The organism is Streptomyces sp. NPDC028368, assembly GCF_055565615.1.
On the sequence record NZ_JBVHTY010000025.1, the window covers coordinates 22,170 to 34,790 of the forward strand.

Sequence of the window (12,621 nt, forward strand, 5' to 3'; positions counted from 1 at the left end):
GAGGAGCACACCGGCGATGGCCGAGTTCGCGTCGCATCGGCCATGGCCGGTCCCCGCTGCATGGCCGATGGCCGATATACCGGTGTACCGGCGTCGGCCATGCGCCATGGCCGACGGTGGCCGGTCAGTCATGGCGGTGCGATGTGCAGCGCACGGCGCAGTGGCCGATGCGCTGCGGCGCTGTGATGCCCGTGTCCGGCGCGCAGCGAAGAAGCCCTGCTCACCGGCGGGTATCCGAGGCAGGGTAAGCATTCGGGTATCCGCTGTGCTGCGTTGCACCCGGGGAATCCGGGCCGGAAACAAGCCGGGGAATCCGCGGGGAGGAGCCAGGCTCGCCCGAGCGGCATGAGCGATCATCCGGCCGATGTGCAGTTGCCCGACCGATGGATGCTCCCGGATCAGGCAGGCTCATCGGCCATTCCCATGCCCTGGGGCCGGCCTACGATCCCGGGCCCCGCAGACGTTAGGCGTGTGGTCGGCCAGGGGTACGCCACCGAAGTCATCCGTGTCGCGCTCGGCCACCTCTTCCGGAGACTGCAACGGGTCTCCGCCGAATGGGACGCCCGCAACACCCCCTCGGCCCGCCTGCTGGAACGCGTCGGCTTCGATTTCGAAGGCTGACCCTCCCCACATCCGAGATGGCCGTCTACGACCTCGGCCCGCTGCCCTACGCCGAACAGCTGCGCTGGCGTGCTCAACGCTGCACCCTCCACGCAGCCGCCCCGCAGGCCGCCGACCTCGCCCCCGTCCAGTGGGAGGTCTTCGACCCCTGCTCCACCACTCCCACATGCACCCCCGCCTGCCCACCGCCACCCGGCACCGGCAAAACCACCACCCTCGCCCTCCTCGCCCACGGCACCCAACGCCGCGGCCGCCCCTCGTCTACAACCGCGCCATCACCCAAGAGGCCGCCACTCGCTTCCCCAACACCGTCACCTGCAAGACCGCCCACTCCCTGGCCTTCGCCGCCGTCGGCCACCGCTACACCCGCCGGCTCAACGCCCCCCGCCGCCCCGCCGGGCAGACCGGACGCGACCTGGGCATCACCAAGCCGGTCCGCATCGGCGAACGCGACCTCTCACCCAAGACCCTCTCCTACGCCACCCTGCGCACCGTCACCCGCTTCTGCCACTCCGCCGACCCCACCATCAGCCACCATCACGTCCCCCGCCTCCGCGGCCTCGAAGACCCCTCGCTGCACGACCAACTCGCCCGACTGATCACGCCTTCGCCCGCAAAGCATGGCCAGACCTCCAGCACCGCGACGACGGCAAAGTCCGCTTCGACCACGACCAGTACCTCAAGATCTGGTCCCTCACGAACCCGAAGATCGACACCGACTTCCTCCTCCTGGACGAAGCCCAGGACACCAACCCCGTCGTCGAACAGATCTTCAACAACCAGCGCAGCCACGCCCAGCTCGTCATGGTCGGCGACTCCGCCCAGGCCATCTACCAATGGCGCGGCGCCAAAGACGTCATGACCACCTCCGATGGCGCCCACCTGGCCTTGTCGCAATCCTTCCGCTTCGGGCCTCGCAAGCCTTCGAGCAGCTCTTCCTGGACTGGTCCGACGTCCTGGCCAAGGAGAAGCCCAACGCCTACGCATGGGTGGTCGTCAAACAGCGCACCACCGACTGCGCCCGCGCCCGCGGCAAACGCCCCGCTCTCATCGACACCGCTGCCTTCGAGACCACCGCACTGCGGGACGCCGTCGACAAGATCGGCGAACTCGAAGAGAGCCTGAACATCTACACGGCCATCCGCGCGCTGCCCGAGCGCCAGCACGACACCATCGTCCTGCGCCACTGCCTGGGCTACACCGTCGGCGAGACCGCCGACATCCTCGGCGTCAGCGAAGCCGGCGTACGCTCCACCGCCCGCTACGCCCGCCACCGTCTGCGCGAAATCCTGGACACCGACAACCGCACCGAGGGGGAGGAGATGTGATGAGCGAAGCTGTCGACCGAGCGCTGGCCAAGGCGCGCCTGCCGCGCCGGCCCTACACCGGCACCGAGGAGGCCGAGGCACGGCTGACCGCGCGGATCACCCAGCGCATGTGACACGGCGCGCTGACCTTTGACGACCAGATGGAACCCGCTCGCGCCGTGGCCGTACGGACTGCAGAGCGGGCCGGCCTGCCGCGCCGGGCCCTTCACCGGCACCTGCGTACCCTGTGCGAGACGGTGGTGGCCAAGGAGCTGCACAAACTCGGCACGTTCCTCTCCCGGCGGATCCTGGAGCCCGAGGTTGCGTGGGTGCTGGGCTGTGTCCTGCACCTGGCTGATCGCGTGGACAGTGCACAGTTTTGGTGGCAGTTCGCCGCCGGCGCGGGCGACACCGGCGCCGCCTGCTGCCTGTATCTGCACCACATGGCCTTGGGGGAGGCGCGACAAGCGCGGCTCTGCTACGACCAGGCCGGCCTGGAGGTCCACATCCCCCGCACTCCCGAATGGGCCGACCGACGGGACTTGATGGCGGCCCTGCGGATTCTGGAATTCCTGCGCGAAGACGATGCGCACTTCTCTGCCGCCGCCACCGCGGTGATCGCGTACGTACCGCATGCCGGGGTGATGCTGCCCTGGAGGCCGGCTCCGTCCAGTCGTACGAGGTCCACTCCGTCGTCGGCACCTTCGTGCTGGGGCGGGGATCGTATGTCGCTTGGCTGCGGTTGCCGTCGGGCTGAGTGGCTACCCGTCGTGAGCCGTGCCCCGGGCTGCCTTGATCGCTTGGAGGCCGCTGCGGGCCAGTTTGGTGTACTCGCGGGCCTGACGGCACTTACCTCGGCGGTACCCGATGTCCACCGCCACGATGGCCACGATGCCGAACGGGGTGAACACCGGTGGCAGGCCCAGCGCCACGAGCCCCATCATGACGAGCACGATCGCAAGGGATGCCAAGGTGGGCGTCAGTGCCAACCGGGGGTCTGTGGCACGCGCCATGGCCCGGCCGTATTATGCAACCACCACGGGGGCGATTCGCGGGTCCGGCGTCGGGGCACCGTTTCGCGCGGCCTGCCACACGTCCGCGCGCTGCCGCGCGCTCAGCGCCTCCCACGCCCGTACCGCATGGGCCGCCGGAACGGTGCTGCACCAGTGCGCTGTTCCTCCCGGTTTCCTGAGTGATCGTCCCGGCGTGACCGTGCGGCCCGGACGCTTGCTTCGAGTGCGGCCATCAGGTCCATGGGCCCGCGCTGTTATAGCCAGAATCTCCCGGCACAGCGCCACCACCCTCACCGGACAGCTGACCGTCTGCGTTGACGAGACCGACCGAGGGCTGGACATCCTGGCGACAGGGACCACACCTCGAATCCCGCCTCTGACGATGGACATACACTGCAGTGGTGTCGGGCAGGTCCCTGCTCCGTCCGATCACCTGTATTCAACCCTCCGTGGCCGGGCCAGAAGGTTGTGCCCCTGGACTCCGGCCGGCCCGTGACACGGTTCCGAGCCGGCCCGGTCGTATGCCGCAGTCGGTTGCGTAGTGACAGGTAGCGGTCCTCGGCCGATCCGGCCCTCCGGCTCGCACGCAGATCTCCCCCTGCGGGGCCCGCTCGTATTCCCGCGTTACGCCGCCGGTGCTCCGGCTTCCGCGCCGCATGTGCACCGCACAGCGCCGAAGCGGTCGGCACCGGCCGGTCAGCACGACCCCGGCGCCGCCGGGTCATGGTCAACGCGGTCTCCGGTTCGCCGTCACCCTGCCTTCAGGCCGGGCACGCGCAGTGCGCCGCCGGCCGCCTTCGAGGGGATAGTTGTGAAACTGAGTGCACTGCTCGACGGGTACGACCACCACGTTCTTCAGGGTGACCTGGGAACGCCGATCAGCGCGGGGATGACCTTTGACGTCCGCCAGGTGACGTCCGGCTCGCTGTACATCGCGGTCCCGGACCACGAGGAGGGCGGTCCCGGGCGCATCGGAGAGGCACTGGAGCGGGGAGCGGTGGCCGTGCTGGCAGAAGACTGCGCCGCGCCGCCCGGGACCCTGTCCGGGCGCGTGTGCGTGGTGGGGGTGGCCGATATCCGGGCAGTCGCCGCGGTCGCCGCCTCCCGCTATTACGGGCATCCCGGCCGTGCGATGGACGTGGTGGCGATCACGGGTACGAACGGCAAGACCTCCGTCTCGTACATGGTCGAGTCGGCCCTGCGGATCGCCGAAGGCGCGAAGGTAGGCGTCATCGGCACTTCGGGCAGCCGGATCGGCGGCCGGAAGATTCCGATGCCGCGGTCGGTCCTGACGACCCCGGAATCGCCGGACCTCCAATACCTGCTGGGTCACATGCGCGACCGGCATACGGGCAGCGTGGTGCTGGAGGCCACTTCCATGGGCCTGCTGCAGCGCCGACTGGACCACGTGTTCATCAACGTCGGCGTCTTCACCAACCTGACCCAGGATCATCTCGACGACCACGGAAGCATGGAGAACTACAAGAACGCCAAACTGAGCCTCTTCCAGGGGCTGTGCGACCGCGCGGTGGTCAACGCCGACGACCCCGTCAGCGCACAGATCCTGGCTTTGATGCCCGGAGCGGTGACCACGTACGCAGTGGACACATCGGCCGACTACCGGGCGACCGACCTCGTCGTGGATGCCGCGGGCAGCCGATTCACGCTCCACCACGACGGACGCAAGTACCCCGCAGCCATCCCCGTACCGGGCCGCTTCTCGGTCGCGAACGCGCTGGCCACCCTGGCCGCATGCCACTTGCTCGGCCACGACCTCCAGGCGCTCGTCAGCGCCCTGGAGCGGATGCCGCCCACCCCTGGCCGGTTCGAGCGCTACCGAACTCCGCAGGGCGCCTGCGTCATCGTGGACTACGCGCACTCCCCGGATTCGCTGGAGAAGGTCCTCGCCACGATCCGCAGTTTCGCGACCGGCCGGGTGATCACCGTCTTCGGCTGCGGAGGCGACCGGGACATCACCAAACGTGCCGCCATGGGAAAGATCGCCGGGGAGCATTCCGACCTGTGTGTCCTCACCTCGGACAACCCGCGCAACGAGGGCCCGGAAACCATCCTGGACCAGATCACCCCCGGTCTTGCGGCCACCGGGACCCCCTTCCGCCGGGAGGCCGACCGCCGTACGGCGATCCGCTACGCGCTGTCCGCCGCGGAACCGGACGACATCGTGCTGGTCGCCGGAAAGGGCAGCGAGCCGTATCAGATCATCGGGGACCAGCTGCTCCCCTTCAGCGACATGGCTGTGGTCCGCGAGCTCTGCGGGTAACCCAGGAGAGCCCCGCCGCTCGGTGCCGGCTGACGGCCGCCGACCTGACTGGAGCCGGTCTGGTCAGCACGTCCGTGGAAATGGCGCACCTGGCGGAAGGACTTCACAAGCGGTCCGTCGCTACGACCCTCGCTCCGTCGCCGGCCTGACCGCCCGCGAAGCTGCTCGGACAGGTTGACGAAAGGCATGAGCAATCGATGGCGCAGAACACACAGCCAGCTGTGGTAGTTGGCCAGTTGAGCATGACTCTCAAGCGGATGCTTGCTCACAAGGCGCAAGTCAAGCCTGAGCAAGGATTTGGGCCCTTCGGCGGTCGTACTCCGCGACCGCTCGCGGCACGTCGTCGAAGTACTCTTCCCAGAATCCAAGGCGTTGCCACTCGGGGGGGCGCCAGCGTCAATCGGTCGTCGTCGAGCTGGGCAACCCAGCAGTTCGGAACTCGGTCAACCACGACAGTGAACATGGCCGCGTCCCAAAGCCCGGGACTCTCTCTGAATCCCCCGTCGTAACCGCGCTCTGGAAGGCGCAGGAGGGACTGACCTGCTGTGGTGCTGACCTCCAGAACCGGATACTCCTCTCCGATTCGTATGCCGGGATGATCCGGCACGGTCTCACCACTGGTGGGGCTGATGACCTGGTCGCAGCGAACTATCACAGCCGGAGAGTACGGGGCTGCGACTTTTCACGGCAGATGACACCGCGATACCGAGTTAGCCTGGGGCTCCAGCTGGCCTGATCGCTCTGCTTGACACCAGAAGGTCTTTTCTTGTTGCTACCTTCGCCTGCTTTTCTGGACAGTTGACACTACTTCGAGATCGGTGTCGGCGTACTCGGCAAGGTGGCTCCGGCAGACAGAAGTCCGCGCGCCCGGACCGGCGGAGATCACTTGCTTCGGCGTGGTGCCCCGTGTGCGGCATCAAGCACGAGAGCCAACAGCCGGTGGGCCTGTTCGGCGTCCTCGTTACGGGTCGTGGACAGCGCGATCCCGGTGATGAGTTGGACCAGGTCCCCGGCGGTCAGGTCGGCACGAGCGGTTCCGTGCTGTTGCGCCCGGGTGAGCAGACTGTCTGCCGCGTTCAGGATCAGCTGATGGCAGTCGAGGCCCGGCGCGTCGGGCTCGTTGACCATCAGCGCGCTGCCCATGCCTTGGTTGGCACGGGCATGGGCCAGGAACGTACCCAGCCATTGCGACAGGGCGTCGTCGGCGGAGCCCGAGGTGCGCAGCTTCTCCGCGTGCTCGCACAGGGCCTGAACCCGGTCTCTGAGCACTGCGGTCAGCAGGGCCTGCCGGTTCGCGAAGTGACGGTACAGGGTCCCAGGGCCCACACCGGCCCGGCGGGCGATCTCGTTGAGGGATGCACTGGGGCCGGCTTCGGCGAACACTTCCTGCGCGGCGGCTACCAGGCGTTCCCGGTTGAGGCGCACATCCTTACGCCTCAACTCTTGAACGGCATGGCGGTGTCCGGTCGTCATCGTCCTGCCCTTCTGTTGCCTCCGGGGATGACAAAGCGGAGAGGTTCTCCGTATTGTAGCGAACCTCAACCGGAGGGCCTCTCCGGAACGACTGACCGAGGAGTCTCATGACGGACGGCCCATCGGCAGAGCTCGGCCGGGTCGGGATCTGGACCTTTGCCTACGAAAGGCAGCCCGCCGGACGTGTGCGGGAATCGGCTGCGGAAATCGAGGAGTTGGGTTACGGAGCCCTCTGGTATGGAGAGGCCTTCGGCCGCGACACGGTGGGCCAGGCATGGCTGCTGCTGTCGGCAACCCAGCGCATCACCGTGGCATCCGGCATCGCCAATATCGCTTTCCGGGAACCGAATACCACCGCCGCCGCGGCGCGCACGCTCGGCGAAGCGTTCCCCGGACGCTACGTACTCGGCCTGGGCGGGCACCGCGTCGACAGCACCGGTCACGAAGTGGACGGTTACCCCGTACCGGCCCGCGCCAGGGCGGTGACCACCATGCGCTCCTACCTGGAAGCCATGAACGCGGCACCTGCCCATGGCTTGATACCTGACCCGGCCCCGCGCCGCTTGCTGGCCGCCCTGGGCCCGAAGATGCTGAAGCTGGCCGTCGAACACACCTGGGGCGCGCACACGTATTTCGTGCCCGTCGAGCACACCGCACGGGCACGCCAGATCATGGGGCCGGATGCGTTTCTCGGGGTGGAGCAGGCCGTCGTACTTGACCATAACCTCGACCGGGCCCGGGAGGTGGCCACGGCGCACGTTACCGGGTACCTGGCAATGGCGCCGCACCAGGAGGCGAACGTACGCCGGCTCGGCTTCGGAGACGAGGACATCGTCGGCGGCCCGAGTCGCAGACTAGTGGATGCGATCGTCGCCTACGGAGACACGGAAGGGATCCGCCGACGCGTTCAGCAGCATCTCCAAGCGGGAGCCAACCACGTCTGCCTGCAAGTACTGACCGCCGACCCAGCCAGGCTGCCGCGACGAGAATGGCGCGAGCTTGCCCCCGTTCTGATGCCCCGCCATGACCGGGTGGCCACCCCAAGCCGAACAGCCTGACCGCCAGATGCGGAAAGCGGTGAATCCGCCGCCCGAAAGGCGACGGGGCACCCGCGGCTCCGCACGCTCTGCCTCCCGCCGGCCCAGGTGTCAACTGTCGCGACCAGGTGTCACCTAGCTCGCCGAGAACCGGGCCGGGTGGGCGAGACTCTGCCGCCTGGTCTCCGCCGGCGGTCGGCCGGTGTTCCCGTGGCAAGCACTGGTCGAGCACGCGCGGGAGGGCCTGGCGGTCCTGCTGGGCCCCGTATCCGAACCCGTGCGCGCCCTGCGTCGCCCGGCCCGACGAGGCGGAACGGCTCCTGGCCCCGTGGCGCGAACTGGAGCGGGCGGGAACAACGTTGCGGCTGGAGGTCCTCTCCTACGGGCTGCCCGGCAGTGGCCCGGGATCGGACCGGCCGGCCGCACCCTGGCCCTGGCCGACCGCCTCCACATCCCCGCCGTCCCGACCAACGCCGTGCGCTACGCCGACCCCGCCCACACCGCCTGCCCGACGTCCTGGACGCTGCCCGCCTCCTGCCCCCCATCGGACACCGCACTTTCCCGAACCAGCCACCGTCGGCGCCGGGCCCGGCGCGGGGGAGGCGGATCAGCTGCTGCGCGAGCACTGTGCGGCGGGGATGGCACGTCGCAGCCTCGCCCACGACACCGCGGCCCTCCAGCAGATGGACGAAGAGCTGGCTGTGATCGGTCGTAGGGGTTTCGCCACCTACTTCCTCACCGTCGCGCAGGTCGTCTCTGACGTGCGGGAGATGGGGATTCGCGTTGCCGCGCGCGGCTCCGGTGCAGGCAGCATGGTCAACCACGCCCTGCACATCGCCACGGCGAACCCGCTCGAGCACAACCTCCTCTTCGAGCGGTTTACCGACCACTCTCCCAGCGCCCGCATGGTGCATTCAGGTGGCTTCTGAGTTCATGGCGTTCCCCTTTACCGCAGTTCATTCCGATACGTGCGGGTTCGTCGGAAGGTGCGGAGTGCGAAGTGTGATGGTCCTCGGGGACCTGCGGGTCCAGGTGATGCCACGAGCAGGGGGTGGCTTGTCCTACACGATCGTCTGGCCGGACGGGACGGTGGAGGAGGAGTCTGATCGCTTCCTGCAGCTCTACGAGGGGAAGGGGACGCAGAAGACGTACGCGTACCACCTCGTCGATCACCTTCGATGGCGGATTCGCGAAGGGCTCACGACGGCCGAGGTGACCATCCGGGATCTCCACCGCTACATGGGGGCCGTGGGCGCCAAGGTGACGCTGCCGTACGGACAGCCGTGGCGGTTGCCGCCGAAGCGGCCCTACGGGACCTCGGCTCTCCAGGTCACGGCCGCGTGCCTGAAGGGGTTCTACCTCCACCAGTGCGCGGAGCTGGGCACGAACGAGGGTCTCCGTGCCGAGCTGGCGGTCAGCCGCCTGCCGGATCAGGCCGATCGTGACCGGGCGCTGCTCGGCCACGTGAAGTCGTCGATGCCGGCGAACCCATTGGCTCCGAAGGGCGGTACCCGTAGGCGACACCCGAAGATGCTGCCGGACGGTGCCCGGCCCGAGTTGCAGCGCGTCGTGCACACCGCGCGCGACGACATGGTCGTGACGTGGCTGTCGGACACGAGCATGCGGATCGGCGCGCTGTGCGGGCTTCACCTGGTCGATCTGCACCTACGGGACGGAGCGGCTTGTGGACAGTGCGGGCCTCCGCACGTGCACGTGTGCCACCGGTGGTCGAACCCGAACCGGGCTGCTGCGAAAGGCGAGCCCGACTGGGAGTTGACCGACGGTGTCATCTCGGGCGGTGAGATCTTCAGAGCGAGCCCGGCGATGATCAGCTCCTACTTCACGTATATGACGACGGAGTACGCGAGGTTCGCCGGCGGGCACGGCATGTTGCTGATCCAGCTGGCCGGACCACGCCGCGGCGAGCCCTGGACGACGGATGCGGCCCGCGGCGTGTTGCGCCGGGCCGGGCGGCGGGCTGGCCTGCCCGGACGGATCAAGCCGCACAGCTTCCGCCACTCGACAACCGCCAAGGTCATGGACGTCACCGGCAACGACTCGATGGTGGCCAAGGTGGTCGGCAACTGGTCCTCGACCCGGATGGTCGACGAGGTCTACGGACATCCCGATCTCCATTCGCCGAAGCTTCAGGCCGCATTGACGGCGGTCTGGGGTGAGGACGAATGAGCGAACCGACCCGTGAACTCCTGCCCGTCGTAGATCTCGGCACGCGGAGCAGTCGCACCACCTCGGACCGGCTGGAGTTGCTCACCGCCTTGATCGCGGCGCCCAACTTCGAAGCGCTGCTGCGTGATGACGTCATCGTCATGCCGCCTGACCACGCGACCTTCGCGTGGCAGTGCGGAGTTCCGGATTGCGAGCGGGCGGTGCAGGAGACTCGCGAGTTCTGCACGACCCACTACAGAGAGTGGACGCGCAGGCGGAAGGAGCACGGGACGGACGCGACGTTGGCGGAGTTTCTGCGCGATGCTCAGCCGCTCAAGCCGCGCCTATGGGCCAGGACGCCGCCTCAGTGCCTGATCTGTGTCGATGTGCCGGCCTGGGGCAACAGCCCACTCTGCTTCCTGCACAAGACCCGCTGGCGAACCTACCGCAGAGAGACTCGCCAGCAGTCTGGGATCGAGCAGGACCTGCATGAGTGGGCGGCGCAGCAGCCTCGGCTGCCGCACTTCGGACAGTGCCAGGTCGTAGCCTGCCCGGAGGCCGCCGTACACCTGCTGGGTCTGTGTCGGCGCCACTTTCTTGTCTACGGCAAGGACGGACAGCCGGGGGGTGCGAGCGTCCCGAACAACTGGGGCCGGATGCTGACCGAGTGGAAGAAGTCCACTCCGGTCATCTCGTACGCGGACGAGGCGGAGTTCCGTCGGTGGTGTCGGCGGACCAGTTCCTTCTACCGCTCGGACGGCAAGTTGACCCTGCTGGGGCTGCGCCCGCTGGTCCGGGCCGAGATCAAGTGGGCCATGTTCCGTCACACCCAAGTCCCCGATGAGCAGCAGGGGACGCTGTGGGCGTTGCCCGAGATTCAGCGGCTCGCCGAGGAGTGCCGACGTCAGGAGGTCAACTCGCTGGCGGACCTCGATCTCGAGGCTCGCGGCCTGCGCCCGCTGCGTCATCAGTCCATCGCCAAGGCGATGCTGCGGTATTTGCGGCTCGTCTACTTCGCCAGGGAGGACACCAAGGATCTTGGCTACATCGAGACGGAGCAGTTCGGGGTGCGCTTCCCACACCGTGCATCGTGCTGGGACTTGACCGGTGTCTCGCAGCGCTGTCTGCGTGATCTGCTGTGGGAGTCTGTGGCGGAGCGGCTGCTGACCAAGCCTCCGCGTTCGGGTGCCATCCTCGACCAGAATCGGCGCGCCTTCGTCGAGTTGAGCGCCTTCCTCGAAGCCGGGGCTCTTGGCGGAGGGCACGACCCGCGCGTGCTTGACAAGGCCCTGGCCATCGACTTTGCCACCGACCAACGGCACCGGGCCGCACACCGGCTGCCGACGCTGGGTCTGCAGCGCCGTGGCCCCGGTGACCGTCGTACCGGCAAGCCGTCCAAGCACGGACCGAACATGCTGGCGCACGTGTTCGGCGGCTGCCGGCGCATCCTGCGCGACGCCCTGCATGCGGGCGTCACCGACCCCATCGGCCTGGATCGCGCCTTCATCGTCGCCATCCCCTCGTACCGCCCTCCCGTTCGGCGCCGCTCGCCCTTTCCCGACGACCTCGCGCGCGCCCTGGCCGACGAGCAGAACCTGCAACGGATGGAGGACTTCGACCCCACGGACCGCGGTCTTCGGGACGCCTGGGAGACCCTGGTCATGACGGGGCGCCGGGCGAACGAGGTTCTCCAAGTTCGCTACGCCTGTATCGCTCGGCTGGCCGGCCTGCCGCTGTTCTGGCACGACCAGACGAAGGTCGGTAACTACGACCAGGCCATCCGCATCCCCGAACGGCTCTTTGCCCGCATCGAGCAGCGCCAGGCCAAGACCCGCGCCCTGTTCATCCAGCGCTATGGCCGCCCGCCGACATCAGCGGAGTGCAAGGCCATCGCGCTGTTCCCGAGCAGGGTGCGTAACCGCAACCTGCTCCGGGGCGTCAGCCACGGTGGGTTCCTCGATTCCTTCAGGGAGTGGCTGGTCACCCTCGCCCTCGGTCACGGCGTCCCCCATCAGGCCCGGCACACCCTGGCCACCAACCTGCTGAAGAACGGCGCCGACCTGGTCCACGTGAAGCGCTACCTGGGGCAGATCTCCAAGGAGATGGCCGAGCACTATGTGCATCTGGCACACGACGATCCCAAGCTCAACGACGCGCTGACCGCCCTGTGGGTCACCGGCCCCGGCACCGCCGAGCCCGGCGTCCTGCTGTCCGACGGCGCACCAATGAGCCGGGAGGAGGCCGAGGCCCTCGCCCTGGACCTCACCCGCAGGTCCACTCCTGCCGAGGGAGGTTTCTGCACCTTCCAGCCCGTGGTCGACGGCGGAAACTGCCCGTGGAAGCTGAACTGCCACAACTGCGACAAGTTCGTCATGTCCGGAGCGGACCTCGTCTATTGGCACCGCAAGCGGGAGCACTGGCGCACGCTCGCCGAAGGGGTGCCGGACAGCGCCACCGCCGACTACCTCCACCAGCTCTTCGAGCCGACCGCGCGGGCCATCGACGGACTGGAGAAGGCACTGGCCAGCCTGGGCCTGCTCGAGGACGCCCTCGCGCTCGACCTGCGGCGCCCCCAGGACTACTTCGGGAGGGTGTGGAGCACAGCCTTTCGTGCCCAGGAGCTTGCCCGGCAAGAAGGCGAGATGCCGATCGACACCGGCGCACCCGACGACGTCCCGGAGGACGACATGGACGACGACGTGGAGGAAGACTGGTGACAAGCG

Annotated in this window: 8 protein-coding genes and 2 pseudogenes; 8 read left to right on the forward strand and 2 right to left on the reverse strand. The window is 68.2% G+C overall.

Features of this window, described 5'->3' with window-relative positions:
• The first annotated feature begins 471 nt into the window (after window positions 1-471).
• The 3 genes and pseudogenes from ACZ4S3_RS37240 (at window position 472) to ACZ4S3_RS37250 (ending at window position 1,949) form a co-directional block, all read left to right on the forward strand.
• Window positions 472-621: a GNAT family N-acetyltransferase gene (locus ACZ4S3_RS37240; protein ID WP_467942897.1), complete on the forward strand. Its 150-nt coding sequence runs from the start codon at window positions 472-474 to the stop codon at window positions 619-621.
• Window positions 622-815: 194 nt separating this feature from the next.
• Window positions 816-1,590: pseudogene (locus tag ACZ4S3_RS37245) on the forward strand (UvrD-helicase domain-containing protein); the annotation flags it as partial.
• A complete protein-coding gene (locus ACZ4S3_RS37250; RefSeq protein ID WP_467942985.1) occupies window positions 1,518-1,949 on the forward strand; it encodes an RNA polymerase sigma factor in 432 nt (143 codons plus the stop codon). The pseudogene ACZ4S3_RS37245 and the gene ACZ4S3_RS37250, both read left to right, overlap by 73 nt.
• 740 nt (window positions 1,950-2,689) lie before the next feature.
• On the opposite strand, the gene ACZ4S3_RS37255 is transcribed toward ACZ4S3_RS37250, so the two are convergent.
• Entirely contained in the window at window positions 2,690-2,941 is a 252-nt protein-coding gene (locus ACZ4S3_RS37255; RefSeq protein WP_467942898.1) for a hypothetical protein, read from the reverse strand.
• Window positions 2,942-3,752: 811 nt separating this feature from the next.
• Here ACZ4S3_RS37255 and ACZ4S3_RS37260 point away from each other — a divergent pair.
• Window positions 3,753-5,222: a UDP-N-acetylmuramoyl-L-alanyl-D-glutamate--2,6-diaminopimelate ligase gene (locus tag ACZ4S3_RS37260; protein ID WP_467942900.1), complete on the forward strand. Its 1,470-nt coding sequence runs from the start codon at window positions 3,753-3,755 to the stop codon at window positions 5,220-5,222.
• Between the two features lie 882 nt (window positions 5,223-6,104).
• Here the strand turns inward: ACZ4S3_RS37260 and ACZ4S3_RS37265 are convergent.
• Window positions 6,105-6,695, reverse strand: coding sequence for a TetR/AcrR family transcriptional regulator (locus ACZ4S3_RS37265; RefSeq protein WP_467942902.1), 591 nt, complete (start codon window positions 6,693-6,695; stop codon window positions 6,105-6,107).
• 107 nt (window positions 6,696-6,802) lie between these two features.
• On the opposite strand from ACZ4S3_RS37265, the gene ACZ4S3_RS37270 reads away from it, so the two are divergent.
• The 4 genes and pseudogenes from ACZ4S3_RS37270 to ACZ4S3_RS37285 all read left to right on the forward strand — a co-directional run bounded on the left by ACZ4S3_RS37270 (window position 6,803) and on the right by ACZ4S3_RS37285 (window position 12,615).
• Entirely contained in the window at window positions 6,803-7,753 is a 951-nt protein-coding gene (locus tag ACZ4S3_RS37270; RefSeq protein ID WP_467942903.1) for a TIGR03620 family F420-dependent LLM class oxidoreductase, read from the forward strand.
• A 157-nt stretch (window positions 7,754-7,910) separates the two neighbouring features.
• A pseudogene (locus ACZ4S3_RS37275) lies at window positions 7,911-8,613 on the forward strand (DNA polymerase III subunit alpha); the annotation flags it as partial.
• A gap of 37 nt (window positions 8,614-8,650) precedes the next feature.
• Window positions 8,651-9,919, forward strand: a complete 1,269-nt coding sequence (locus ACZ4S3_RS37280) for a tyrosine-type recombinase/integrase (RefSeq protein WP_467942905.1) — start codon at window positions 8,651-8,653, stop codon at window positions 9,917-9,919.
• Complete coding sequence (locus ACZ4S3_RS37285) at window positions 9,916-12,615, forward strand: tyrosine-type recombinase/integrase (protein ID WP_467942907.1); 2,700 nt, start codon at window positions 9,916-9,918, stop codon at window positions 12,613-12,615. Before ACZ4S3_RS37280 ends, ACZ4S3_RS37285 begins: the two co-directional genes overlap by 4 nt.
• Window positions 12,616-12,621 lie beyond the last annotated feature (6 nt).